Source organism: Enterobacter sp. WCHEn045836, assembly GCF_003965585.1.
In the GTDB taxonomy this organism is placed as follows: Bacteria; Pseudomonadota; Gammaproteobacteria; order Enterobacterales; family Enterobacteriaceae; genus Enterobacter; species Enterobacter dissolvens.
Map to the genome: position 1 here is coordinate 279,449 of NZ_RXPT01000002.1, position 25,953 is coordinate 305,401.

Genomic DNA, 25,953 nt, shown 5'->3' on the forward strand with positions numbered 1-25,953 from the left:
GCGGCTGCTGTTTTTAGTGTTTGCACCCTCTCCCGTGGGAGAGGGGCGTGGTGAGGGCATCAGGTCGCACTCTACTCCACAAAAATATGCGGATAGAAGCGTGACAGATCCTGGGTGATCAGCGCGCGATCTTCGCGGATGCCAATCCCGGCAGGCTGATCGTTGATGAGCCAGCTGCCAATCAGCGTATAGCTGTCGCCAAATTTCGGCAGTTGATAAAACTGCTGGACGATCATCCCTTCTTCGCCATAAGGCCCTTCAACCGCTTCCAGCGTTTTACCGTTTTCGATAATGGAGACGTTTGCCCCCTCGCGGGAGAAGATCGGCTTAACGACGTATTTTTCCATTTGTGGATAATCATCTTCCGCAAAGTACGCCGGCAGCAGGTTCGGGTGGTTCGGGAACATCTCCCACAGCATCGGTAGCAGGGCTTTGTTGGAGATGATGCTCTTCCAGGCCGGTTCCAGCCAGCGCACGCCAGCGTCTTCCAGCTTGGTGGAGAACATCTCACGCAGCATATATTCCCACGGATAGAGCTTGAACAGGTTGCTGATCACCTGATCCTGCAGGTCAGTAAACTGACCTTTCTCACCCAGTCCGATATCTTCGATGTAGAGAAATTCGGTGGCGAGTTCCGCTTCGGCAGCACAGTCCTGCAGATACTGAACCGTACCACGGTCTTCTTCTGTGTCACGGCAGCAGGCGAGATGCAGCAGGTTAAAGCCGTGCTGTTCACGCAGCTCGGCGAAACGCTCAATCAACTTTTCCTGCAGGCTGTTGAACTGGTCGCTCTCTTCCGGCAGGTTGCCGGCGTTCATCTGATCTTCCAGCCAGATCCACTGGAAGAAGGCCGCTTCATACAGAGAGGTTGGCGTATCGGCGTTATTTTCCAGAAGCTTAGGTTCACCCACGCCGTCCCACGCCAAATCAAGGCGAGAGTAGAGCGAGGGCTGGCTGGTTTTCCACGACTGGCGTACAAAGCCCCAGGTGTGCTTAGGAATGCGGAATTTAGCCATCAACTCATCGCTGTCGATGACTTTTTCAACGACCTTCAGGCACATCTGATGCAGTTCTGCCGTCACCGCTTCCAGTTTTTCTACCTGGGCGAGCGTCAGTTTGTAATAAGCATCTTCACACCAGTACGGCTCGCCATACATGGTGTGGAAGTTAAAACCGTATTCGGTCGCTTTTTCGCGCCAGTCCGGGCGCTCGGTGATACTGACTCGTTCCATGATCAGCCGCCCATTGAGCGAGTCGAGGTGCCCGTCGCGCTACGCTGCATGCTGGTCTGTTTCGCCACAGACTCACCGAACCCGCCGCGGGTGATGGTGCTGGTGGTAGCCGGTTTCGGAGCCATTGCCGTTTTCGGTACGGTTACGGTACGGCCCGGGGTCGCTGCGCCATAGCCTTTGCCGCTGGCATCGGTGTACTGGCCGTAAGCCGGACTGGCCGGGTTTTTCGAGCTGAACAGCGGTTGCTGCTGGTAACCTGCACCGCCACCCATCAGGCGGCCCATCATATAGCCGGCCATCAGCGGCATCCAGAAGCTGCCGCTGGACTGTGCCTGCGCCTGGTTTTCTGGCGCAGTCCCCGCCTGAGCAGGTGTCTGTTGACACTGGCCTTCACCGAACTCTGCCACGCAGTCTTCGCGTGTGGCATATTTCGGTGCGGTACGTTCCGCTTCTTTCAGGGCGTTGTTATACGCGGTCTTACATTCTGCCGCGTTGCCGGTTGCGGCTGAGCAGTCCTCTGCGTTTTGATACAGAGAGACCGTTTCATCGCTTTTCTCACAGCCTGCCAGCATAAAGACAGCGGTAACCGCCAGCGCAACAGGAGTGAGGTGACGCGCGTTCCAGCTTTTGCGGAACGACGCGTGATTTATGGATTTTGTCCGTTTCATGTTTGTCTTCCAGGACCCAGTGGTTATAACGCTCAGGATAGAGGATGAGTGGTTGAAAATGAAGCGAAGAGGGGCGGAATCAGGGGGATCTTTACGTTGGCTTACGTTCGGATGTGATTCAGATGCGTCCTCTCCCTGTGGGAGAGGACCGGGATGAGGGCATCAGGCCGCAGTGGGCCTGATGACACGCTTAGTTACGGAACGGATTATTGCCTTTGCTGGTGGACGTCGTGGTACGCGCAGCGGCTGGCTGTGCAGCAGGCGCGCTGCTGTCAGCGTTGAAGTTATCAACCGCAGCAACCTGCTCCGGGTTCTCCGGTGCAACGCTGTCCGGCGACGTTGAGACTGGCTTGCCCAGTGCGCTGTTCAGCGCCTGCAGATCCTGCTCGTTCAGCGTACCCAGCGCCTGCTTAATGTTCAGCTGGTTAATCAGGTACTGGTAACGTGCGCTGGAGAGCTGCTGTTTGGCGTTATACAGCGTGGTGGTCGCGTCCAGCACGTCAACAATGGTACGGGTACCGACGGAGTAACCGGCTTCCATTGCATCCAGTGAGCTTTGGGCGGACACAACGGCTTGTTTATACGCGTTGATGCTGCTGATAGAGGCGTTCACGTTGTTGAACGACGAACGCACGGTCTGCACCACGTTGCGGTGTGCGCTTTCCAGCTGCTCGCTTGCGCCAACAAAGTTGTACTGCGCCTGTTTCACCTGAGAATTCACCATCCCACCCTGATACAGCGGCAGAGAGAAGCTCAGACCGACTTTGTTCTGGCCCTGGTTGCTGTCGTCATACTGGGCAGTGTTGGTTTTAGAACCGTTGTAGCGGGTATCAGACACGCCAGTAGAGGCGCTCAGGCTCAGGGTTGGCAGGTGGCCATCCTGCGCCTGACGAATCTGCTCGCGAGCCAGGTCCTGGCTCAGACGCGCCTGCAGTAAGGTCAGGTTGCGGTTTTCCGCTTCTTTCAGCAGGGCGTTCACCGCCTGTGGCTTATCGGTCTTGAAGCTGTCCACGTTCAGGGAAGCCAGTTCCGGGTAGTAATTGCCGGTGACCTGACGCAGGGATTCCAGCGCGTTGTCGAGGTTGTTACGCGCGGTCACTTCGTTGGCCAGCACGCTGTCGTACTGTGAACGGGCGTTCTGCACGTCAGTGATCGCCACCAGACCCACGTTGAAACGCTGGGTGGTTTGATCTAACTGGCGGTAAATCGCCTGTTTCTGCGCTTCAGTATAGGAGAGCGAGTCAATCGCGCTCAGGACGTTGAAGTACGCGGTCGCCGTGTTCAGGATCAGCGTTTGCTGGTCGGTCTGATAAGTCACATCCTGGATACCCGCGCTCTTTTCCTGCAGGGTCAGGGCGCGCCATTTGGACATATCAAACAGCGTCTGTGTCAATTGCAGTGAGGCGCTGGTAGCATTGGAGTTAACGCCGTTAGCGTCGCGGAAACCGTTGCTGTAGGTATAATCTGCACCTAAACCTAACTGCGGCAGCAGTGGGCTACGCGCTTCGTTAATCTTTTCAAACGCAGCATCACGATCGGCCGCTGATTTACGTAAATCAGGGTTGCCCAGACGTGCCTGCTGGTAGACCTGTAACAGGTTTTCCGCCTGGCTCATTGCACTGAAGCCCGTCAGGCTCAGGCCGATAAGGATGGGGAGCAATTTCTTCATTTGCATTCCTTGTTGTGAAGCAGTATTAGCGCTGATCTAATTAAAAATAATTGCCGATTCTAACAGAATCATCCACACCAAAAGGTTGGCGTAACGTGCCATCTGGCGGTAATTTGCACCAATCTACCATATAGCCTTACAAACGGCAGCCAAACAGCCTTGAAATTCATCATTTCATCACCATTGCTACCAGGACTCGACTCATGCAAAAACCAGATAAGTTGCCCGTGACATTCGCCAAAAACGATGTAGAAATTATTGCACGAGAAACACTATATAGCGGTTTTTTTTCAATGGAACTTTACCGTTTCAGGCATCGCCTGTTTAACGGTGAAATGAGCGGCGAAATTAAGCGAGAAATTTTTGAGCGCGGGCATGCCGCAGTCTTGCTACCCTTTGACCCAGTGCGCGATGAAGTTGTGCTGGTTGAGCAGATTCGTATTGCCGCTTATGACGTCAGTGAAAGCCCGTGGTTGCTGGAGATGGTAGCCGGGATGATCGAAGAGGGCGAGTCGGTTGAAGACGTCGCCCGTCGCGAAGCGCTGGAAGAAGCCGGGCTGGTTGTCGGCCGCACAAAACCGGTGCTGAGCTATCTGGCCAGTCCGGGAGGCACCAGCGAGCGCTTGTCCATTATGGTGGGCGAAGTGGACGCCACGACGGCGGAAGGGATCCACGGTCTGGCAGATGAAAACGAAGATATTCGGGTTCATGTGGTAAGTCGGGAGCAGGCTTACCAGTGGGTAGAAGAGGGGAAAATCGACAACGCAGCGTCTGTCATCGCCCTGCAATGGCTGCAACTGCATTATCAGACATTACGAAACGAGTGGAAAAAATGAAGCGTTATACACCTGACTTCCCAGAAATGATGCGCCTGTGCGAAACCAATTTCGCACAATTGCGCCGCCTGCTGCCGAAAAATGACGCACCCGGCGAAACGGTAAGCTATCAGGTGAGCAACGCGCAGTATCGGTTAACGATAACAGAATCAACGCGCTACACTACGCTGGTGGAGATTGAACAAACGGCCCCCAGCATTAGCTACTGGAGCCTGCCGTCCATGACAGTGCGGCTCTATCACGACGCGATGGTCGCTGAAGTGTGTTCAAGTCAGCAGATCTTTCGGTTTAAAGCGCGGTATGATTACCCGAATAAAAAGTTGCATCAACGCGACGAAAAGCATCAAATTAACCAGTTTTTAGCCGACTGGCTAAGATATTGTTTAGCACATGGAGCAATGGCGATTCCGGTTTGTTAGCGTCATAAACCTACCTAAGGACACCATTTGGAAAGCCTGTTGAACCTGACTGTTGCTGGTGGGGCACCAGTCAGGATATTACAAATCACCGATACTCACCTTTTTGCCGAAAAGCATGAAACTCTGCTGGGGGTGAACACCTGGGAGAGTTATCAGGCTGTACTTAGCGCGATTCACGCTGAAAATCGTGCCTGCGATCTGATTGTCGCAACGGGCGATCTGGCGCAGGATCAATCCTCCGCGGCCTACCAGCATTTTGCTGAAGGCATCGCGAGCTTTAGCGTGCCGTGCGTCTGGCTTCCGGGCAATCATGACTTCCAGCCTGCAATGTACAGCTCTCTCCTGGAAGCGGGGATCTCTCCGGCGAAGTGTGTGTTGGCGGGGGACCAGTGGCAGATCCTGCTCCTCGACAGCCAGGTGTTTGGCGTCCCGCACGGTGAGTTAAGCGAGTTTCAGCTCGACTGGCTGGAGACCAAACTGGCTGCCGAACCGGCGCGTCATACGCTGCTGTTGCTTCATCATCATCCACTGCCGGCGGGCTGTAGTTGGCTTGATCAACACAGTCTGCGTAACTCTGCCGCCCTGGATAGCGTGCTGGTGAAATTCCCGCGCGTGAAGAATCTGCTGTGCGGACACATTCATCAGGAACAGGATCTCGACTGGAACGGTCGCCGTCTGCTGGCAACGCCGTCCACCTGCGTTCAGTTTAAGCCGCACTGCGCTAACTTTACCCTGGATACCATTGCACCGGGCTGGCGCTGGCTGGAACTGCATGCCGATGGTACGCTGACCACCGAAGTCTGCCGTCTGGCAGGCACGCAATTTCGCCCCGATACCGCTTCAGAAGGCTATTGATGTCTACGCTCCTCTACCTGCATGGGTTCAACAGCTCGCCGCGCTCCGCAAAAGCGACACAGTTACGCCAGTGGCTGAGCGAGCATCATCCGCACGTTGAGATGATTATCCCGCAGCTGCCGCCTTATCCGGCAGAGGCGGCGGAGATGCTGGAATCCATTGTTCTGGAACACGGCGGCGAATCTTTTGGCGTGGTGGGCTCCTCGCTGGGAGGGTATTACGCCACATGGCTCTCGCAATGCTTTATGCTGCCCGCCGTTGTAGTTAACCCGGCGGTTCGGCCGTTTGAGCTGCTGCGGGACTTTCTTGGCGAAAACGAGAACCCCTACACCGGCCAACAATATGTGCTAGAGTCACGCCATATTTACGATCTCAAAGTTATGCAGGTCGACCCGCTTGAAGCACCGGATCTGATCTGGCTGCTGCAACAAACGGGTGATGAAGTGCTGGATTACCGCCAGGCAGTGGCGTATTACGCATCCTGCCGCCAGACTATAGAAGAGGGCGGAAACCATGCTTTCACGGGCTTTGAGGATCATTTCACCCAGATTGTCGATTTTCTTGGACTGCACAGCCTCTGACAATCAATGCGAATTGCTAGTTTAAATCATGACGCAAACCTATAACGCTGATGCCATTGAGGTACTCACCGGGCTTGAGCCGGTTCGCCGCCGCCCGGGGATGTACACCGATACGACGCGCCCAAACCATCTGGGCCAGGAAGTGATTGATAACAGTGTCGACGAAGCGCTGGCAGGCCATGCCAAACGCGTCGACGTTATCCTGCATGCCGATCAGTCGCTGGAAGTTATCGACGACGGTCGCGGCATGCCGGTGGATATCCATCCGGAAGAGGGCGTACCGGCCGTTGAGCTGATCCTCTGCCGACTGCATGCGGGCGGTAAGTTCTCCAACAAGAACTACCAGTTCTCCGGTGGTTTGCACGGCGTGGGGATCTCCGTGGTTAACGCCCTGTCTAAGCGCGTGGAAGTGAACGTTCGCCGCGACGGCCAGGTGTATAACATCGCGTTTGAAAACGGCGAGAAGGTGCAGGATCTGCAAGTTGTCGGCACGTGCGGTAAACGCAACACCGGTACCAGCGTCCACTTCTGGCCTGACGAAAGCTTCTTCGACAGCCCACGTTTCTCTGTTTCTCGCCTGACGCACCTGCTGAAAGCCAAAGCGGTGCTGTGCCCTGGCGTGGAAATCACGTTTAAAGATAACGTCAACAATACCGAGCAGACCTGGCGCTATGAAGATGGTCTTAACGACTATCTGTGCGAAGCGGTAAACGGCCTGCCGACCCTGCCAGAAAAACCGTTCGTCGGTAATTTCACAGGCGATACCGAAGCGGTGGACTGGGCGTTGCTGTGGCTGCCGGAAGGCGGGGAGCTGCTGACCGAAAGTTACGTCAACCTGATCCCGACCATGCTCGGCGGTACGCACGTCAACGGACTGCGTCAGGGTCTGCTGGATGCGATGCGTGAATTCTGCGAATACCGCAACATTCTGCCGCGCGGCGTGAAGCTGTCTGCGGAAGATATCTGGGATCGCTGTGCCTACGTACTGTCCGTGAAGATGCAGGATCCGCAGTTTGCCGGGCAAACCAAAGAACGTCTCTCCTCACGTCAGTGCGCGGCCTTCGTTTCCGGTGTGGTCAAAGATGCCTTTACCCTGTGGCTGAACCAGAACGTTCAGGCCGCAGAGATGCTGGCGGAAATGGCGATCTCCAGCGCGCAGCGTCGTCTGCGAGCGGCGAAGAAAGTGGTGCGTAAAAAGCTGACCAGCGGCCCTGCGTTGCCGGGCAAGCTGGCAGACTGCACGGCGCAGGACCTCAACCGCACCGAGCTGTTCCTGGTGGAAGGGGACTCGGCAGGGGGCTCGGCCAAGCAGGCGCGCGACCGTGAATACCAGGCGATCATGCCGCTTAAAGGTAAGATCCTGAATACCTGGGAAGTCTCGTCTGATGAAGTGCTGGCCTCGCAGGAAGTGCATGATATCTCTGTGGCGATCGGCATCGATCCGGACAGCGACGATCTCAGCCAGCTGCGTTACGGCAAGATCTGTATCCTCGCGGATGCGGACTCCGATGGTCTGCACATCGCCACGCTGCTGTGCGCTCTGTTCGTGAAGCACTTCCGCACGCTGGTGAAAAACGGTCACGTCTACGTCGCGCTGCCGCCACTTTACCGTATCGACCTCGGCAAAGAGGTGTACTACGCGCTGACGGAAGAAGAGAAAGCGGGCGTGCTGGAACAGCTCAAGCGCAAGAAGGGCAAACCAAACGTTCAGCGCTTTAAAGGACTGGGCGAGATGAACCCAATGCAGCTGCGCGAAACCACGCTGGATCCTAACACCCGTCGTCTGGTTCAGCTGACTATCAGCGATGAAGACGAGCAGCAAACCAACGCCATGATGGATATGCTGCTGGCCAAAAAACGCTCGGAAGACCGACGCAACTGGCTGCAGGAGAAAGGCGATATGGCGGATATTGAGGCCTGATGCCTCAGCCATAGCGATCGTAGGCCCGGTAAGCGCTAGCGCCACCGGGCTTTTTTATATCAAAACTCCATCTTCACCGTAAACTGCACTTCGCGCGGATCGCCAATCTGGTTGCCCAGGTTATTGGTCGCAATGGACGAGGTATAGTAGGTTTTATCAAACAGGTTCTTCACGTTCACCTGCAGCGTCACCGGATACTGCAGCTTCATTTTGTAGGCTGCAAAGGCATCGGCAACAAAGTAACCCGGCAAATAATAATCCGCACCGTTGGTCGCTGAACGACGGCTCACGCCGTGCCCACCGCCGCCAAGGGTCAGGGTATTGCCGCCGATCACGTTATGAATGTCGTAAGTCAGGAACAGGGAACCGGTATGACGCGGCACGTTCGGCAGGGGCTTACCCGCATAGTCTGGATCTTCCAGCACTTTCGCATCGGTGTAACCGTAACTGGCGATAATATTGGTATTCTCAGTCAGTGACCCGGCAAGATCCACCTCCACACCCTGCGAGCGTACGCGGCCAGCGGTTTTAGCGATGGTTTCACCGCCCACGCTTTCGTTGTACAGCACGTTGCGCTTGTGAATATCAAACAGCGCGATGTTGGCGGTAATGCCATCGAACAGGTCAAATTTAGCCCCCACTTCGTAAGCATTTGACGTTTCCGGCGGCAGGTCACCAATGTAGCTCGCAATGGACGATTGCGGCATAAACGTCTGGGAATAGTTAGCAAACAGCGAGACGGATGGCGTGAGCTTGTAGACCAGCCCCAGCTTCGGTGTCCACTGTTCGTCGCGGCTGTCGGTATTCACATTGAACGGGCGACCCTTGCCTGCATACTGGGTGTAATACTGATAGCGCAGCCCGGCAACGGCAATCCATTTATCGGTGAGGTACAGGGCGTCCTGGGCGTAGGCGGAGTAGCTTTCCTGCTTGAGCGTCTGGTCGCTGTCAGCGGCGGAGACGGTGGTACATTTGCCGAGCTTGCCGTAGGTAGGATGGTAGATATTGAAGTCTTTAACGTTCTTACAGCGCATCATGTCCGTACGCAGCAGATCGTAATTCTCATACGACACGCCGGTCAGGATCTCATTGTAAAAGCCCGCGATATCCACGTTCCCCTGCAGATCCGCACGCGTGCTGTGCATGCGCTGAGTCGATCCCTGAGTTGCATCCACGCGACGGGTCAGGTTACCCGTTTTGGCGTCATAGGCCATCACGCGCGCCTGGTTATCGCTGTATTTATCCTGGCTGAAACTGTAGTCAAACTTCGCGGTCCATTGGCTGTTAAGACGGTATTCCGCGTTCAGCTGCGCCAGATCGGACTGACCATCAGTAACGTTAAACGGCTCGTCAAAGCGGGTTTTACGATCCACGTTTACCGGCTGTTTGGTGTTGAGATCGAAGATGGTTCCGCGATCGAACGGCGTCTTATAGTCGCGATGCGAATAGAGCACGGTCACGGTGGCATCATCCCCAAACCAGGTCAGCGACGGGGCGATAAAGGTGCTGCGCTCGTTGCCAAAATTACGCCAGTAATCTTCGTCCTGATACTCGCCCGTCAGGCGATACGCCAGTCGTGTGCCGTCAATCGGGCCGGTGACATCAACCTGCCCGGTGCCGCCGCCAAAGCTGGAGGAGGTGGCAGATATCGAGCCGCCGAAGGTGGTTTCCGGGCGTTTGGTAACCACATTGATCAGGCCGCCAGGATCGAGAATGCCATACAGCGTTGAGGCCGGGCCTTTCAGCACTTCCACGCGCCCGGTCGCGGCATTAAAGCTGCGCGGCAGCACGGTGCGCAGGCCGTTGGTCATTATTGACCCGTCGCGGTTCGCGCCAAAACCCCGGCGTACAAACGCATCCTGCGTACCGCCCAGGGTGTTGGTCTGCACCACGTTGCTGACGTTATAAAGCGCTTCATCAAGTGAAGTTGCGTGCTGATCTTCCAGCACTTTATCACTGACGGTATTCACCACCTGCGGAATATCCAGCATCGGCATATTGGTTAGCGTGGCGGTGGAGGTGTTCAGCGGCTGATAGCCGTTTGTGGCCTCGGCCACGGCATTAGGATCGGCGGTGACGGTCAGCGTTTCGCCGTCTTTAGCCGTTGTGGTGTCGGCTGCCTGCACCAGCGGTGCCATAAACAGCAGTGAAAAGAGCGCGCGCCCTTTTACCCCAGAGAGACAATGTGTGAACGTAGCCATTACATCTGTTTTCCCAAAAATATCCCACGCATGAAGGGGCGCGGAAGAATGTGTGAGTCATTGCCCTTAATTGTCTGCTCGTTAACCGTGTGGCATCGAACATGTAATTGAGAATCATTCAATCATGCAGGAATGTAGTAGTAAATGGAAAAAAGCAAAAATCGGCTACAGCCTGAAGGTGCCCGTTCTGATGCGAAAAGGAGGTGGATAACGTGATGAAAATAATGATGTTAAAAACAACGTTGTTGCTGTAGTACCTGTTATTTAACCCTGGCTTTACCAGGGTATTTATCCCCTTGACTACTACATGGTGCAGCGGCAAACTCTCAAAAGAGAATGAGTTTTATTTTTATTTGTTAGATTTTTTATTAAGTTGGCATTCACGTGGCGCACAACACGCATAAGCCGGGGTTGGTTCTGGAGAACCTCTCCGCGGGCTATCAGAAAAAAATCATCGTCGATGATATCTCCCTTGCAATCCCCCGGCAGAAAATGACCGTGCTGGTGGGGGCGAACGGCTGTGGAAAATCCACACTGCTGAGCACCCTTGCGCGTCTGTTGCAGCCGCTTGGCGGCGCCGCGCTGCTCGATGGCAAAGCCATTCACGAGCAACCGACCAAAGCGGACGCCCGGCAGCTCGGTATCCTGCCGCAATCTCCGCTGCTGCCGGAAGGACTGACCGTATTTGAACTGGTTTCACGCGGCCGTTTTCCCTGGCAAAATTTTATGCGCCAGTGGAGCGACGAGGACGAGCAGGCCGTTGATGAGGCCCTGCACCTGACCGGTACGGTAGAGTTTGCACATTTGCCCGTCGAAAGCCTCTCCGGCGGCCAGCGTCAGCGCTGCTGGATCGCCATGGCCCTGGCGCAGCAAACGCCGTATATCCTGCTGGATGAACCGACAACCTTTCTCGATCTTCGCTATCAGGTAGAAATCCTCGAGTTGCTGCATACCCTGACCCGCCAGCATGGTCGTACGGTAGTGGTGGTGCTTCACGATCTCAACTTCGCCGTAAACTACGGTGACTCGCTGGTCTTCTTACGCCAGGGGAAAGTGCAGGGCGTGCTGCACGAAGGTGATGTCTGCACGCCGGAGCTCATCAAAGCGGTGTTTGATGTCGACGTCCATATGTCGGTTAATCCGCTGACCGGTAAGCCGTTCTTTATGCCGTTTCGCCAGGTCGCAGAAAAATCATGATCCGAACGTCACTGGCTTTCCTGCTGTTTGCCTTGCTGCTGATGATGGGCGCGATTGCCCACCTGGGTGTTGGTGCGCGTGTCATTGCTCCCCAGACGGTGGTGCAGGCCTTGCTTCATTTCGACCCGCGTAATTTCGATCATAACGTGATTGTCAGATTACGCCTGATACGGCTGGCTGCCGCCATGGCCACCGGGGCCGCACTCGGCGTGGCGGGCGTGTTGTTACAGTCGGTTATTCGTAACCCGCTGGGCGAGCCGCATATTCTGGGGCTGAATGCGGGGGCGGCGCTGGCTGTGGTGCTGACCAGCGCGCTCGGGTTTACCTTGCCGTTTGGCCGCCCGCTGATTGCCGCTGTTGGTGCTGCCGCGCTGTTTTTGCTGGTGCTGACGTTCTCCTCCTCAGGGCGTACCGGACTCACGCCGATGAAAATCACCTTATGCGGCGTGGCGATGTCGGCGTTTGCCTCGTCGATTACCGCCACGGTGCTGATTCTGGACGAACAGACGCTGCTTGCCATGCGCACCTGGCTGGCGGGGGATTTGGCCGGGCTCAACGTGCAGACCATCCATAGCGCATCCTGGGTTGCCGCGGTGGGGTTCGCTCTGGCGCTCTGGTTGTCGCCTTCGCTTAATATGCTGGCCCTGGGTGACCGGATGGCGCAGGGGCTGGGCGTGTCGCTGTTGAAAACCCGCCTTTTGGCCCTGCTGGCGATTGCGCTGCTTTGCGGCGCAGCCGTCTCCATTGCCGGGCCGATTGGTTTTATTGGCCTGGTCGTGCCACAGCTGATCCGCCGTCTGGTGTCGGTGGACTTACGTGTGATGGTGCCGCTTTCCGCCCTGTGCGGGGCGTTGGTTTTGCTGCTGGCGGATATCGCGGCCCGTACGCTGTTTATGCCGTATGAGCTGGCCACCGGGATTGTGACCGCGCTGGTGGGCGCCCCTCTCTTTATCCTGATGGCGTCGAGGATGTTCAAATGAACCGGGCCGGACTTCGCGCATGGCGTGTCGGGCCCTTTTCCAGGCTGGTGCGCCCGGGGGCTATGGCATGCGTTGCGCTTATCGTCCTTGTGAGCGTTCTCCTGCTGGGGTTTGGCCTGACGCACGGTTCGCTTCCCATACCCGCTTCCGCTATCGGACGCGCGCTGCTCACTGAGCCAGGCCTGGAGGCGAATGCGCGCTATATCGTGATGGATATTCGCCTGCCACGGCTGCTGATGGCGGTCTTAAGCGGCGCGATGCTGGGCATGGCGGGGGCGGCGATGCAGTCCATCACCCGCAATGGCCTGGCCGATCCGGGGCTGATCGGCGTGAAAGAGGGCTGCAGCGCGGCGGTGCTGCTGCTGATTTTTCAGTTTCCTGCGTTGGGTCTGGCCTGGCGTCCGCTGTTCGGGATGGCCGGTGGGCTCATTACCGCGCTGCTGGTGGTGGCACTGGCCCGCGATATCTCGCGTCCACGTTTTATTCTTATTGGGATTGGCGTGTCATGGGCCTTCTCTGCGGCAATGGGGATCTTTATGACCACCGCCGATGTACGCGATGTGCAGACGGCGATGCTGTGGCTGGCGGGGAGCCTGCATGCGGCAAACTGGACGCTGCTCGGTATCGCCGCAGCCTGGGCTGCCCCTGCGTTTGCGCTGCTGCTCTTTACTGCCCGCGCGGCTGACGTGGCATTGCTGGGTAACCATACCGCGACGGGGCTTGGGGTTCGCACCTCACGATTAGCGCTGCTGCGCGTTCTGGCTCCGGTAGTGTTAACGGCGGCCTGCGTCTCCTGCGTGGGCAGTATTGGTTTTGTGGGGCTGATTGCGCCGCATATGGCGCGTCTGGTGCTGCGCGGTGGACAAACCGCGTTGCTGACGGGCAGTGCCGTGCTGGGCGCGCTACTGGTGCTGCTGGCCGATAGCGTCGGGCGTCTGGCATTCCTGCCGCTGCAGTTGCCGGCGGGGATTGTGATTTCACTGATTGGCGGACCGTTTTTCCTGCTGCTGCTCTGGCAGCGTCGGGACAGATTTTAGAGGATTATGATGCGCGTACTTTTTTCGATGCTGTTGCTGGTTGGGTTTGCGGTAAGTGCGGCGGAGCCGACGCAGACGTTCACTGACGATCTGGGACGCAAGGTGGTGGTGCCGCTTCATCCGAAGCGGATCGTCTCGCTGCATGATCTGGATATCACCATTCCGCTGATAGAGCTTGGCGTACCGCCCGTCGCCAGCCATGGCCGCACGCGCCCGGATGGCAGCCATTTTCTGCGCGCCAGCGGCATGCTGACGGGCATCGATTTTGATAATTCCAGTATCAAATTTATCGGCACGGCGGATATCGACATTGAAGCCATTGCCGCCGCCAAACCCGATCTGATCATCACTGAACCCACCCGCAACACGCCGGTGGAACAGCTGGAGAAGATAGCCCCGACGGTGAGTATAGACCATCTCGATGGCGGTGCGCCGGAGATCTACCGCAAGCTGGCGCAGCTCACCGGTACGCAGGCGCGGCTGAAAATACTGGAACGCCGCTATCAGGAACAAATCAGGGCGCTGAAGGCGACCATCGATACGCGCAAAATCACCGTGTCGGTGATTCAGGCCAACCAGGGAAAAATCAACGCCATGCACAGCTACCACTCTTTAGGTCGCGTGCTGCGTGATGCCGGCTTTACCTTCCCGCCGCTGATTGAGAGCATCCCGGAAGGGGGACGGATTGACGTCAGCGCCGAACGTCTGCCGGAGCTGGACGCCGATTTTGTCTTTGCCACCTGGCGCGGAGACACCGGGGGCAAACCGCAGGACGAGCTGGCGGCGATGGAGGCGGTGATGCCGGGCTGGTGCCAGTTCCTCAATGCCTGCCGGACCGGGCACTATGTGCTGATTTCACGTGAAGAGGCCATTTCGAATTCCTTCGCCTCTTTAGGGCTGATGGTTGCGCAGGTGCAGTCGCAGATTGCCGGACGACCGCTGCCGGAGGCATCACAGTGATCCGTAAAGACAAAGCGCGGGTCGATGTTTACGGCGAGCGCCTCCGCTCACGGGGGCATCAGTTAACGCCACGCCTGCAGCAGGTGGCACGCTACATCAACGAGAACCGGGAAGCGGTGATGGAGCAGACGGCAATGGAAATCGCCACGCTGCTTAAAACCTCGGACGCCACCGTGGTGCGCGCGATCCAGGCGCTGGGCTTTGCCGGGCTGCGCGATCTGAAGCAGACGCTGGAGCAGTGGTTTGGTCCGGTGGTCACCTCGAGCGAAAAGATCTCCTCGACGGTAAATACGCTCACCAGTGATGTTAACGCGAGCATCGATTTTGTGCTTGAAGGGCATCAGCACACCTGCGAGGTTTTGTCGCAACCGCACAACCGCTATGCGATGGCGCAGGCGGTGTCATTGCTGGCCCAGGCCAGACAGGTCGCTATCTTTGGGATTGGCGCCTCCGGCATTCTGGCCGACTACACCGCCAGATTGTTCAGCCGGATGGGGTTACCCGCCATGCCGCTCAATCGCACCGGGATAGGCCTTGCCGAACAGCTGATTGCGCTCCAGCGCGGCGATGTGCTGGTGATGATGGCGCAAAAATCTGCACACCGGGAAGGGCAAACCACGCTGCGGGAAGCCAAACGTTTGGGGATCCCGACTATTTTGCTGACCAATGCCCTCGATTCGCGTTTCAGCAAAGAGGCCAGTGTGGTGATCCACGTTCCGCGTGGTGGAGAAAAAGGCAAAATTCCGCTGCACGGAACGGTGCTGCTGTGTCTGGAGATGATTATCTTGTCCGTTGCCTCCACCGAGCCGCAGCGCACCATCAAATCCATGAAGCGCATCAACGAGTTTCATCGAGGGTTAAAGCCCGGCAAAAAGAGCGGCTGACGTTTTTTGGCGTAGAGCGGGAAGCTGTGCAGGTAAAAAGTCGGGGGCATCCCCCCGACTTGTGGGTTACGCCTTAGGAATACGCAGCGTCTGGCCGGGATAAATTTTGTCCGGGCTGGAGAGCATTGGGCGGTTCGCCTCAAAAATCTTGTTGTACTGGTTGGCATCACCGTACACGGTTTTTGAGATGGCGCTCAGGGTATCGCCTGATTTGACCGTGTAGTAGGTGGCTTCATCTTTGGCATCGGTGGCGGTGATATTGTTTTCCACCTCGCTGACGCCAGCAATATTGCCGACGGCGACCTGAATTTTTTCTTTCTGCTCCTGCGTCAGTCCGTCACCCGTGACGCTGGCTTTGCCATCGGTGACGTTAACCTGAACTTTATCCGCGCCGGGAAGGTTGAGTTTCTTGAGGTGCTCGGTGATTTTGTCGCTTTGACCTTTATGATCGGTCAGGTTATCCCACAGCTTTTCGCCTGCTTCTTTTACGAAGTTAAAAAGACCCATTCCATCCTCCTGTTAATCATGAAGTCAGAATAAGCATAGCAGTTGGGTTTTAAGGTGATAAAAAAAGCCCGGAGCGCTAGCGCCTGCCGGGCTGGATCTGTTCTCCCTCTCTTCGCTGGAGAGGGCGAGGTGAGGGGGAGACTTAAACCCCTTGCTCCAGAATACGGATGTGGGTCTCCAGCACGTCACCTTTCACCGCGTCGCTCCACGCTTTCATATGTGCGGTCTGCAGGTGGGCTTCAAGATGCGCCACGGTTTCCCACTGCTCAACCATGATGATCGAGTCCGGGGCGGTGGCCTGGAAGCTGGCGCTGGTTGCGGCGTCAACCATCGGCGCATAGCCGTGGCAGCCTTCTTCTTTCAGTACGGTTGGGATAATTTTCGCGAACTGATCCAGCACCGCCTGGCGGTGATGTTGGCCAGGACGCGTACGGATTTCAGCAATAACGGTAAGCATAATTAACTCCTTCTAATTCCAGGCTACCAGTTAAGCAAAAATTTCAGCCAGATGCTTGCGATATTCTGCGATATAGCGCGGGACGTCCGGCATTTTAATCACGTCGTTGACGATGAAGGTCGGTAGCGGGTCCATGCCCAGGAACTGATTAGCCTTGTGGAAAGGCAGGTACGCGCCGTCGACACCCACGCCTTCAAAGAACTGATCTTTTTCGGTGAATGCTTCCAGAGGGGCGTTCCAGGTCAGGGAGAGCATATATTTCTTACCCTGAATCAGGCCGCCTGAGCCATATTTTTTAGACGCGTCTGAACGGGTACGGCCGTCGCTGGCATACAGTGAACCGTGGCCCTCAGTGAACACGTCGTCCATATATTTTTTCACGGTCCACGGTGCGCCCATCCACCAGCCAGGCATCTGCCAGATAACCACATCAGCCCACAGGAAGTTCTGTACTTCCGCTTTTACGTCGTAATGGCTGTCTGCGCGCACAACCTTAACATCATGCCCGGCGTCGCGCAGGAAGCCGTCCGCGACCTCGGTCAGGGTGTCATTCAACTGGCCTTTAGAGTGGGCGAATTCTTTCGCGCCGTTGATAATCAGAATGTTGCTCATTATTTGTCCTCGTCGATGAGAGTATGGCGAGTATTCTACGCGCGAGGGCGATGCGGTAAAATGAGCAAAATGTGCAAAGTCTTTTGCGTTAAATGCAATAATTCCTTACCAGCACACCTTCACGTCAACGCCGCCTTCAGCGGCATTCTCCAGTGAAACGCGCATACCGTGCAGCGCAGCAATGCGTTTCACAATCGATAACCCCAGCCCGCTGCCCGTGGCATCCTGACCGGGTGGGCGATAAAAACGCTCGCCGATCCGGGCCAGCGCCTCGGGGGCGATCCCCGGCCCGTTGTCGCGTACGGTGAAGCCGCGGGCCTCCAGCGTGACGTCTACCACACTGCCGTGTGGGCTGTAACGCACGGCGTTATCCAGCAGGTTACGCACCAGCAGGCTCAACAGCAGCGGCTGACCCGTACGTTCAGCCTGCGGGGCGTTGATGTTCAGGCGAACGTCGATGCCCGCCTGCTGCGCCGGATGCCAGATATCCAGAACCGCCGACTGCAGTAAATCGGCCATCATTATTGGTTCGACATCGTCGAGGTTTTCCAGAGAATCCAGACGTGAGAGCGTGAGGAGCTGATCCACCAGCCGTGATGCCCGGTCGATCCCCGCGTGGAGTTGCGAGAGCGCTTTTTCCTGCGCCTGCGGATCGTCCAGAGAGAGTTGCGCCACGTCGGTTTGTACCTTCAGTGCCGCCAGCGGGCTGCGCAACTCATGGGCGGCATCAGAGGTAAAGCGGCGCTCGCGGGTCATCATCTCCTGAGTTCGGGTAAAGAGATGGTTCAGTGAGTCAAGCAGGGGACGCACTTCTGATGGCACGCCCTGCGTCGGCAGGGTGTCGGTGGCATCCGGTGAGCGCAGGCGCAACGTCTGCGCCAGTTTTTTCAATGGCTTAAGCTCCCGGCTCAGCAGGACCATAAGCAACAGCAGCATCACCGGCAGCGCCACCAGCCACGGCGTCAGCTGCGAGCTGACCACGTCCAGCGCCATCTCCTGGCGGTATTCCCACTCCTGACCAACCACCACGCGGTACTTCCCGTCTGGCGAGGTCAGCCAGACGAAACGCCATTCATCGTTGTCGTCTTTGAGCCTGCCGTCATCAAACCCGTCGCGGCGATAGTGATACGGGATGTCGCGCCCGTTTTCCCCGTCATTGAGGATCATCGTGCCGTCGGTGGCGTAAATGGCGAAGGCCAGAGCATCGTCATCCAGGCGACCATGCTTCACTTTTTTTGGCATCTCGCGCATCCGCTCCGGAGCGCGGATCTCATCCAGATCCATCGTCAGCAGCCGTTTGGCAAACAGCATCTGCTGGGTATCAAACAGCTTATCGAGCGTGTGGGTCGTCTGCTGCCAGGCGACAAGGCTTGCGGCAAACCAGGCCGTCAGCGACAGCAGCAGGAAAAGAAGCGTCAGACGGAGTTTCAGGCTCAGTTTCATGCGTCACCCAGGGTATAACCGATGCCATGAACGGTGCGGATAAACTCACTGCCCAGCTTACGCCGCAGATGATGGACGTGAACTTCCACGGCATTACTGGAGACGTCGTCGTCCCATGTATAGAGCTTCTCTTCGATCGCTTTACGCGGCAGAACGCGGCCCGCATTGCGCATCAGGAGTTCCAGCAGGGCAAACTCTTTGGGCTTGAGCGTCAGCGTTTCCCCCTCCAGCGTGGCGACAAGGCTCGTCGGGTCGAGGGTGACCTTGCCGTGACGCAACTCGCTGCGCGTCTGACCGTGGCTGCGACGCACCAGCGCCTCAAGGCGGGCAGCCACTTCGATCAGCGCGAAGGGCTTGCAGAGATAATCATCGGCCCCCAGACGTAACCCCTCAACGCGCTGATTCAGCGCATCCCGCGCGGTCAGGATCAGCACCGGCTCGCTACGCCCGTTTTCGCGCCAGGCGCGCAGGATCGCCAGACCGTCGATCTCCGGTAGCGTCAGGTCAAGCACCACCGCATCGTAAGGGGCAGAACAGAGCGCCGCCTGACCGGTTTTTCCATCGGTGAACCAGTCCACGCTGAAGCCCATTTTGCTCAAGCCTGCTTTGATACCATCGCCAATCAGCTTGTCGTCTTCTACCAGTAAAATGCGCATATCCCCTCCTTGATGCCGTCAGTAAACCCTCTGGGTCCGCCTGCTGTACAGTAAAAATAAATAAATTTTCCCCTTAAGAAGTTGTTAAGGATTACCCTGTTTAATGGACTGCGACACCACATTAAAGGGAGATATGAATATGAAAAAATTCGCTGCAATGGCTGCTATCATGATGATGACCACCGCACCGGTCTTCGCTGCTCAGGGCGGTTTTACGGGCCCATCGGCCACACCTGCTCAGACGCAAACCCAGCAGGGCGGCTTTGTCGATAACAACGCTAACCTGACCACGGCCGCTAAAGTGAAAGACCTGAAAGACGACGCCTGGGTGAAGCTGCGCGGGAACATCACCGAACGCCTGTCCGATGACCGCTACACCTTCCGCGATGACACCGGAACGGTGGTGGTAGAGATTGACCACAAACGCTGGAACGGCGTAACCGTGACTCCGCAGGATAAAGTCGAGCTCCAGGGTAAGGTCGATAAAGACTGGAATGAGTTTGAAATCGACGTGAAGCAGGTTATCAAGCTAAATAAATAACGCAAAAAGGGCCGCTTATCCGGCCCTTTTTCTTTGTGACTCAACTCGCCAGATAGGGTAGTATCTGCGGCAATATTGCCTGAAACCCATCGGTTTCTGAGTTGAGGAATCACACGTAATGAGCGATATGGCAGAGCGCCTCGCGCTACATGAATTCACGGAAAACGCCTACCTGAACTACTCCATGTACGTCATCATGGACAGGGCATTGCCGTTTATCGGTGATGGCCTCAAGCCCGTCCAGCGCCGCATCGTCTATGCGATGTCCGAGCTGGGGCTGAACGCCACCGCCAAGTTCAAGAAATCCGCCCGTACCGTCGGTGACGTACTGGGTAAATACCATCCGCACGGCGACAGCGCCTGCTATGAAGCGATGGTGCTGATGGCCCAGCCGTTCTCTTATCGTTACCCGCTGGTGGACGGTCAGGGGAACTGGGGGGCACCGGACGATCCGAAATCCTTCGCGGCGATGCGTTATACCGAATCCCGCCTGTCTAAATATGCCGAAGTGCTGCTGGGCGAACTCGGCCAGGGGACGGTGGACTGGGTGCCAAACTTCGACGGCACGCTGCAGGAGCCGAAAATGCTGCCTGCGCGTCTGCCGAATATCCTGCTGAACGGTACCACCGGTATCGCAGTCGGTATGGCGACGGACATCCCGCCGCACAACCTGCGTGAAGTGGCGAAAGCCGCTATTACCCTGATTGAACAGCCGAAAACCTCGGTGGATGAGCTGCTGGATATCGTGCAGGGACCGGACTTCCCGACCGAAGCGGAGATCATCACCTCGCGTGCGGAAATTCGTAAAATCTACCAGAACGGCCGTGGCTCCGTGCGCATGCGTGCGGTGTGGACCAAAGAGGACGGCGCCGTGGTGATTACCGCCCTGCCGCATCAGGTCTCTGGTGCCAAGGTGCTGGAGCAGATCGCCTCCCAGATGCGCAATAAAAAGCTGCCGATGGTGGACGACCTGCGCGATGAATCCGACCACGAAAACCCGACCCGACTGGTGATTGTGCCGCGCTCTAACCGCGTGGACATGGAGCAGGTGATGAACCACCTGTTCGCCACCACCGACCTGGAAAAAAGCTACCGCATCAACCTGAACATGATCGGTCTGGACGGGCGCCCGGCGGTGAAAAACCTGCTGGAGATCCTCTCCGAATGGCTGACTTTCCGTCGCGATACGGTGCGCCGCCGTCTGAACCACCGTCTGGAGAAAGTGCTTAAGCGCCTGCATATCCTCGAAGGTTTACTGGTCGCGTTCCTCAATATCGATGAAGTCATTGAGATCATCCGTACCGAGGACGAGCCGAAGCCCGCGTTAATGTCGCGCTTTGGTATCAGTGAAACCCAGGCTGAAGCGATCCTCGAACTGAAGCTGCGCCATCTCGCTAAGCTGGAAGAGATGAAGATCCGCGGTGAGCAGAACGAGCTGGAAAAAGAGCGCGATCAGCTGCAGGCGATCCTCGCGTCCGAACGCAAGATGAACACCCTGCTGAAGAAAGAGTTGCAGGCCGATGCCGATGCCTTCGGCGACGACCGCCGCTCTCCGCTGCATGAACGCGAAGAAGCGAAGGCAATGAACGAGCATGACATGCAGCCTTCAGAGCCGGTCACCATTGTCCTGTCGCAGAGCGGCTGGGTGCGTAGCGCCAAAGGCCATGATATCGACGCGCCGGGGCTGAGCTACAAAGCGGGCGACAGCTTCAAGGCGGCCGTGAAAGGCAAGAGCAACCAGCCAGTGGCGTTTATCGACTCCACGGGCCGCAGTTACGCCATCGACCCCATCACGCTGCCTTCCGCACGCGGTCAGGGCGAACCGCTGACCGGCAAGCTGACGCTGCCGCCGGGGGCGACGGTTGACCACATGCTGATGGAAGCCGATGACCAGAAACTGCTGTTGGCCTCTGATGCAGGTTACGGCTTTATCTGTACCTTTAACGACCTCGTGTCACGCAACCGTGCCGGTAAAGCCATGATCAGCCTGCCGGATAACGCGCACGTTATGCCGCCGCTGGTGGTGGAGAACGAGAGCGACATGTTGCTGGCGATCACATCCGCGGGCCGTATGCTGATGTTCCCGGTCAGCGACCTGCCGGAGTTGTCGAAAGGGAAGGGCAACAAGATCATCAACATCCCGTCGGCGGAAGCCGCGAAAGGTGAAGATGGCCTGGCGCATCTCTTCATTCTGCCGCCGCAGAGCACGCTGACCATTCATGTCGGCAAGCGTAAAATCAAGCTGCGTCCGGAAGAGTTGCAGAAGGTGGTGGGCGAGCGCGGACGCCGCGGTTCGCTGATGCGCGGCCTGCAGCGTATCGACCGCGTGGAGATCGATTCTCCTGAGCGCAGCACCGCGGGCGACAGCGAAGAGTAACGCGTTTCGATCCCCCTCTGTTCCGGAGGGGGATATCCAATAAAATTTCCCGTAAAATCGTTGTTAATTCGTGCGTTGCGATTAACAATACGCGCTCGTAATAAAGTCCTTACCTGGCCACAGGTGAAGTATAATTGTCAGCTGTCAGGGCTTCAGAGGTCGCTATGCTATACATTGTTCGTCTTATTCTTACCGTTATCTACTGCATTCTGGTCTGTGTTTTCGGCTGCATCTATTGCCTGTTCAGCCCACGTAACCCGAAGCATGTCGCCACCTTCGGCCACATGTTTGGTCGTCTTGCGCCGCTGTTTGGCCTGAAGGTTGAAAAGCGTCTGCCGGAAGGGGCGGAGAATTTCGGTAACGCCATCTATATCGCAAACCATCAAAATAACTACGATATGGTGACCGCCTCTAACATCGTTCTGCCGCCAACCGTGACGGTGGGTAAAAAGAGCCTGCTGTGGATCCCCTTTTTCGGCCAGCTTTACTGGCTGACGGGTAACCTGCTGATTGACCGTAATAACCGCGCAAAAGCGCACGGCACCATTGCGGAAGTGGTGAATCATTTCAAAAAGCGCCGCATCTCTATCTGGATGTTCCCGGAAGGGACGCGCAGCCGCGGTCGCGGCCTGCTGCCGTTTAAAACCGGTGCGTTTCATGCTGCAATTGCGGCGGGCGTTCCAATTATTCCCGTGTGTGTTTCCAATACATCGAATAAGATTAATCTTAACCGCCTGAACAACGGGCTGGTGATTGTCGAGATGCTGCCGCCGGTCGATACCAGTAAATACGGTAAAGATCAGGTGCGTGAGCTGGCAGCGCACTGCCGTGAACTGATGGTTCAGCATATTGCTCAGCTCGACAAAGAAGTCGCAGAGAGAGAAGCCGCCGGGAAGATCTAATCCGGCGTTAAAAGGGAAAACGAATTCCCGCGTTGTTAGTCGTTTCAGATGGAGCTTATATGTCACTCAGTCGGCGTCAGTTTATTCAGGCTTCGGGGATCGCCCTTTGTGCGGGTGCGATGCCGCTGACAGCCAGCGCCGCCGGGCAGCAACAGCCGCTGCCCATTCCGCCGTTGATTGAATCCCGTCGCGGGCAGCCGCTATTCCTGACGCTACAGCGAAGCCACTGGTCGTTTACCCAGGGAACCCGTGCGCCAGTCTGGGGCATTAACGGGCGCTACCTTGGGCCGACCATTCGTGTGTGGAATGGCGATGACGTTAAGCTGATCTACAGTAACCGCACCTCTGAAAACGTCGCCATGACCATCAGCGGATTGCAGGTTCCGGGCCCGTTAATTGGCGGTGCTGCGCGCATGATGTCGCCTAACGCCGACTGGGCTCCCGTGCTGCCGATCCGTCAGAGCGCGGCGACGCTGTGGTATCACGCCAACACCCCTAATCGCACTGCCCAGCAGGTTTATAACGGCCTGGCCGGGATGTGGCTGGTGGAAGACGAGGTCAGTAAATCCCTGCCCATACCCAACCACTACGGTGTGGATGATTTCCCGGTCATTATCCAGGACAAGCGTCTGGATAACTTTGGCACGCCGGAATACAGCGAGCCGGGCAGCGGTGGCTTTGTTGGTGACACGCTGCTGGTCAACGGCGCGCAGAGCCCGTATGTCGAAGTCTCACGCGGTTGGGTGCGTCTGCGCCTGCTCAACGCCTCTAACTCGCGCCGCTATCAGCTGCAGATGAGTGATGGCCGGGCGCTGCACGTGATTTCAGGCGATCAGGGCTTTTTACCCGCGCCGGTATCGGTGAAACAGCTGGCGCTTGCGCCGGGTGAACGGCGTGAAATCCTCGTGGATATGACCAACGGTGATGAAGTCTCTGTGACCTGCGGCGAAGCGGCGAGCATTGTGGATCGCATCCGCGGCTTCTTTGAGCCGTCGAGCATTCTGGTCTCCACGCTGGTGCTGACCCTGCGCCCAACCGGTCTGCTGCCGCTGGTGACCGACAGCCTGCCCATGCGCCTGCTGCCGCAGGAGATCATGAGCGGTTCGCCGGTGCGCAGCCGTGATATCAGCCTCGGCGACGATCCGGGGATCAATGGCGCGCTGTGGGATGTCAACCGTATCGACATTACCGCGCAGCAGGGCACCTGGGAGCGCTGGACCGTTCGCGCCGACATGCCGCAGTCGTTCCACATTGAAGGGGTGTCATTCCTGATCCGCAACGTGAACGGCGCGATGCCGTTCCCGGAAGACAGGGGCTGGAAGGACACCGTCTGGGTGGATGGTCAGGTCGAACTGCTCGTCTACTATGGTCAACCTTCGTGGCCGCACTTCCCGTTCCTGTTCCACAGCCAGACGCTGGAGATGATGGACAGAGGCTCCGTGGGGCAGATGCTGGTTAACCCTGCACCGTAAGCACACCATTCCCGGCTTGCCGGGAATGCGTTATGCCCGCCAGAAAAAGCGCGAGAACAGGATCAGCACCGGATAAATTTCCAGACGTCCTAAGATCATCGCCGCACACATCAACAGTTTGGCCTCTTCCTTTAACGTCCCGAAGGTTGATGCCGTTTCGCCAAAACCCAGCCCCATGTTGTTGATACAGGCTGCAACCGTCGCGAATGATGTAAACAGGTCATAGCCCATCAGATTGAGTGCCCAGACGAAAAAGCCCGTGATCATCACGTAAAGAAAGAAGAAGCTCCATACCGAACGCAGGACGCGCTCATTCACCACGCTGTTGCCAACCTTGATGCTCAACAGCGCCCGCGGATGCGCCAGTTGATTCATCTCCTGTATGCTCTGTTTGAACATCATCAGAAAACGCAGGGCCTTGATCCCACCGCAGGTTGATCCCACGCAGCCGCCAAAGAAACTGGCGCTCAACAGCAGGAAAATGGTGTGGGCTGGCCAGTGGGCATAATCGGCCGTTGAAAGGCCGTTATCGGTCATCATTGAGCTGGCAAGAAAGAACGCATGCACCAGACTATCGGTGGCGTTGTACATCCCCGCGTGCCAGACCTGCCAGGCGGTGATGACGATAATCACCGCGGCGGCGCTCAGAAAGAATCTCACCTCCGGGCTGCGGCGAATCGGCTTCAGGGTGCGTCTGACAAGGGCGATATACCAGAGCGTAAAGTTGAACGCCGAGAGCAACGAAAACACCCCGGCGACAAGCTCAATCGCGTGGCTGTCATAAAAACCGATGCTCTCACTGCGGGTTGAAAAGCCGCCCAGGGAGACGGTGGAGAGCCCGTGACAAACGGCATCAAAGAAGGGCATTCCCGCCAGCCAGTATGCCAGCGTGCAGGTGATGCCCAGCGCCAGATAGGTGACCCACAGCGTGCGTGCGGTATCGGCAAGCCGGGGCGTCAGACGCTCCTCCTTAAACGGCCCGGGCATCTCTGACTGGTACAGCTTCATACCCCCGATGCCCAACAGCGGCAGGACCGCGACGGCCAGCACGATGACGCCCAGCCCGCCGATGAAATTGAGCTGCGCGCGATAATACAGATACGATTTGGGCAGGGCGCTGACGTCGCCAATCACCGTTGCGCCCGTGGTGGTGATCCCGGAAACGCCTTCAAAAAGTGCATCAGCGAAGGAGAGTTGCAGACCATCATCCATCCAGAGCGGCATGGCGCTAATGAATGAGAACAGCAGCCAGAACAGGACGATAATCACGAAGCCGTCGCGGGTGCGCAGCTGTATACCGGCGTGACGGGTTGCCCGCCAGGTCAGTCCGCCGAGGGTGAAAAAGGTTAAAAAGGTGGTCAAAAAGGCAAAGTAGGTTCGCTCTTTATTCAGCAGCGCGATAACCATCGGCGGTAACATCGACAGGCTGTACAGCAGGACCAGAAACCCGCAGAGGTGAAGCACAACCCGCAGCTGGGAGACATGTAACGAATCGTTGAACTTCACAAAAGCACTCCGCGCCAGAACACCTTTCCGGGGCAACTCA

The 25,953-nt window shown here is 57.0% G+C and carries 24 protein-coding genes; 14 read left to right on the forward strand and 10 right to left on the reverse strand.

Features of this window, described 5'->3' with window-relative positions:
* Window positions 1-71 precede the first annotated feature (71 nt).
* The 3 genes from EKN38_RS03740 to tolC form a co-directional block, all read right to left on the reverse strand.
* Window positions 72-1,232 (reverse strand): glutathionylspermidine synthase family protein, encoded by a 1,161-nt coding sequence (locus EKN38_RS03740; protein ID WP_014833296.1) that lies wholly within the window; start codon window positions 1,230-1,232, stop codon window positions 72-74.
* A 2-nt stretch (window positions 1,233-1,234) separates the two neighbouring features.
* Window positions 1,235-1,900 carry a DUF1190 family protein gene (locus EKN38_RS03745; RefSeq protein ID WP_013098745.1) on the reverse strand — a complete coding sequence of 222 codons (666 nt, stop codon included), beginning with the start codon at window positions 1,898-1,900 and terminating at the stop codon, window positions 1,235-1,237.
* A gap of 190 nt (window positions 1,901-2,090) precedes the next feature.
* Entirely contained in the window at window positions 2,091-3,569 is a 1,479-nt protein-coding gene (gene tolC, locus EKN38_RS03750) for an outer membrane channel protein TolC (protein WP_014833295.1), read from the reverse strand.
* A 203-nt stretch (window positions 3,570-3,772) separates the two neighbouring features.
* Between tolC and nudF the strand changes: the two genes are divergently transcribed.
* From nudF to parE, 5 genes are read left to right on the forward strand one after another with little or no spacing between them, the layout of a single operon-like run.
* A complete protein-coding gene (gene nudF / locus EKN38_RS03755; protein WP_014833294.1) occupies window positions 3,773-4,405 on the forward strand; it encodes an ADP-ribose diphosphatase in 633 nt (210 codons plus the stop codon).
* Window positions 4,402-4,824: a DUF1249 family protein gene (locus tag EKN38_RS03760; RefSeq protein ID WP_014833293.1), complete on the forward strand. Its 423-nt coding sequence runs from the start codon at window positions 4,402-4,404 to the stop codon at window positions 4,822-4,824. The genes nudF and EKN38_RS03760 overlap by 4 nt, the downstream gene beginning before the upstream one ends.
* 27 nt (window positions 4,825-4,851) lie before the next feature.
* Window positions 4,852-5,679: a 3',5'-cyclic-AMP phosphodiesterase gene (gene cpdA / locus EKN38_RS03765; RefSeq protein ID WP_014833292.1), complete on the forward strand. Its 828-nt coding sequence runs from the start codon at window positions 4,852-4,854 to the stop codon at window positions 5,677-5,679.
* Window positions 5,679-6,260 carry an esterase YqiA gene (gene yqiA, locus EKN38_RS03770; protein ID WP_014833291.1) on the forward strand — a complete coding sequence of 194 codons (582 nt, stop codon included), beginning with the start codon at window positions 5,679-5,681 and terminating at the stop codon, window positions 6,258-6,260. Before cpdA ends, yqiA begins: the two co-directional genes overlap by 1 nt.
* 28 nt (window positions 6,261-6,288) lie before the next feature.
* Window positions 6,289-8,181 carry a DNA topoisomerase IV subunit B gene (parE, locus tag EKN38_RS03775; RefSeq protein ID WP_014833290.1) on the forward strand — a complete coding sequence of 631 codons (1,893 nt, stop codon included), beginning with the start codon at window positions 6,289-6,291 and terminating at the stop codon, window positions 8,179-8,181.
* Between the two features lie 59 nt (window positions 8,182-8,240).
* On the opposite strand, the gene EKN38_RS03780 is transcribed toward parE, so the two are convergent.
* Window positions 8,241-10,382 carry a TonB-dependent siderophore receptor gene (locus EKN38_RS03780; RefSeq protein ID WP_014833289.1) on the reverse strand — a complete coding sequence of 714 codons (2,142 nt, stop codon included), beginning with the start codon at window positions 10,380-10,382 and terminating at the stop codon, window positions 8,241-8,243.
* A gap of 384 nt (window positions 10,383-10,766) precedes the next feature.
* Here EKN38_RS03780 and EKN38_RS03785 point away from each other — a divergent pair, with 384 nt between their 5' ends.
* The 5 genes from EKN38_RS03785 to EKN38_RS03805 are packed head-to-tail and all read left to right on the forward strand — an operon-like array spanning window position 10,767 to window position 15,440.
* Complete coding sequence (locus tag EKN38_RS03785) at window positions 10,767-11,579, forward strand: ABC transporter ATP-binding protein (RefSeq protein ID WP_126521645.1); 813 nt, start codon at window positions 10,767-10,769, stop codon at window positions 11,577-11,579.
* Window positions 11,576-12,559 (forward strand): FecCD family ABC transporter permease, encoded by a 984-nt coding sequence (locus EKN38_RS03790; RefSeq protein WP_014833287.1) that lies wholly within the window; start codon window positions 11,576-11,578, stop codon window positions 12,557-12,559. Before EKN38_RS03785 ends, EKN38_RS03790 begins: the two co-directional genes overlap by 4 nt.
* The gene (locus tag EKN38_RS03795; protein WP_126521647.1) at window positions 12,556-13,596 is read left to right on the forward strand and encodes an iron ABC transporter permease; all 1,041 of its coding nucleotides are present in this window, start codon (window positions 12,556-12,558) and stop codon (window positions 13,594-13,596) included. The genes EKN38_RS03790 and EKN38_RS03795 overlap by 4 nt, the downstream gene beginning before the upstream one ends.
* 9 nt (window positions 13,597-13,605) lie before the next feature.
* Window positions 13,606-14,556 carry an iron-siderophore ABC transporter substrate-binding protein gene (locus tag EKN38_RS03800; RefSeq protein WP_014833285.1) on the forward strand — a complete coding sequence of 317 codons (951 nt, stop codon included), beginning with the start codon at window positions 13,606-13,608 and terminating at the stop codon, window positions 14,554-14,556.
* Entirely contained in the window at window positions 14,553-15,440 is an 888-nt protein-coding gene (locus tag EKN38_RS03805) for a MurR/RpiR family transcriptional regulator (protein ID WP_014833284.1), read from the forward strand. Before EKN38_RS03800 ends, EKN38_RS03805 begins: the two co-directional genes overlap by 4 nt.
* Window positions 15,441-15,506: 66 nt before the next feature.
* Here the strand turns inward: EKN38_RS03805 and lysM are convergent, their stop codons facing one another.
* From lysM to qseB, 5 genes are all read right to left on the reverse strand, one after another.
* The gene (lysM, locus tag EKN38_RS03810; RefSeq protein WP_046888649.1) at window positions 15,507-15,947 is read right to left on the reverse strand and encodes a peptidoglycan-binding protein LysM; all 441 of its coding nucleotides are present in this window, start codon (window positions 15,945-15,947) and stop codon (window positions 15,507-15,509) included.
* 142 nt (window positions 15,948-16,089) lie between these two features.
* Window positions 16,090-16,404 carry a putative quinol monooxygenase gene (locus EKN38_RS03815; protein WP_014833282.1) on the reverse strand — a complete coding sequence of 105 codons (315 nt, stop codon included), beginning with the start codon at window positions 16,402-16,404 and terminating at the stop codon, window positions 16,090-16,092.
* A gap of 30 nt (window positions 16,405-16,434) precedes the next feature.
* A complete protein-coding gene (locus EKN38_RS03820) occupies window positions 16,435-17,016 on the reverse strand; it encodes an NAD(P)H-dependent oxidoreductase (RefSeq protein ID WP_014833281.1) in 582 nt (193 codons plus the stop codon).
* A gap of 105 nt (window positions 17,017-17,121) precedes the next feature.
* On the reverse strand, window positions 17,122-18,459 hold the full coding sequence (gene qseC / locus EKN38_RS03825) for a quorum sensing histidine kinase QseC (protein ID WP_014833280.1): 1,338 nt from the start codon (window positions 18,457-18,459) through the stop codon (window positions 17,122-17,124).
* Window positions 18,456-19,115, reverse strand: coding sequence for a quorum sensing response regulator transcription factor QseB (gene qseB / locus EKN38_RS03830; protein WP_014833279.1), 660 nt, complete (start codon window positions 19,113-19,115; stop codon window positions 18,456-18,458). Before qseB ends, qseC begins: the two co-directional genes overlap by 4 nt.
* Window positions 19,116-19,254: 139 nt before the next feature.
* On the opposite strand from qseB, the gene EKN38_RS03835 reads away from it, so the two are divergent.
* From EKN38_RS03835 to ftsP, 4 genes are all read left to right on the forward strand, one after another.
* Entirely contained in the window at window positions 19,255-19,656 is a 402-nt protein-coding gene (locus EKN38_RS03835) for a YgiW/YdeI family stress tolerance OB fold protein (RefSeq protein WP_014833278.1), read from the forward strand.
* Window positions 19,657-19,774: 118 nt separating this feature from the next.
* Window positions 19,775-22,033, forward strand: a complete 2,259-nt coding sequence (gene parC, locus EKN38_RS03840) for a DNA topoisomerase IV subunit A (protein WP_014833277.1) — start codon at window positions 19,775-19,777, stop codon at window positions 22,031-22,033.
* Window positions 22,034-22,197: 164 nt separating this feature from the next.
* Window positions 22,198-22,935, forward strand: a complete 738-nt coding sequence (plsC, locus tag EKN38_RS03845) for a 1-acylglycerol-3-phosphate O-acyltransferase (RefSeq protein WP_013098722.1) — start codon at window positions 22,198-22,200, stop codon at window positions 22,933-22,935.
* A gap of 59 nt (window positions 22,936-22,994) precedes the next feature.
* Window positions 22,995-24,407, forward strand: coding sequence for a cell division protein FtsP (ftsP, locus tag EKN38_RS03850; RefSeq protein WP_014833276.1), 1,413 nt, complete (start codon window positions 22,995-22,997; stop codon window positions 24,405-24,407).
* A gap of 30 nt (window positions 24,408-24,437) precedes the next feature.
* Here ftsP and EKN38_RS03855 read toward each other — a convergent pair whose 3' ends face one another.
* Complete coding sequence (locus tag EKN38_RS03855) at window positions 24,438-25,913, reverse strand: TrkH family potassium uptake protein (protein WP_014833275.1); 1,476 nt, start codon at window positions 25,911-25,913, stop codon at window positions 24,438-24,440.
* Window positions 25,914-25,953: the final 40 nt, after the last annotated feature.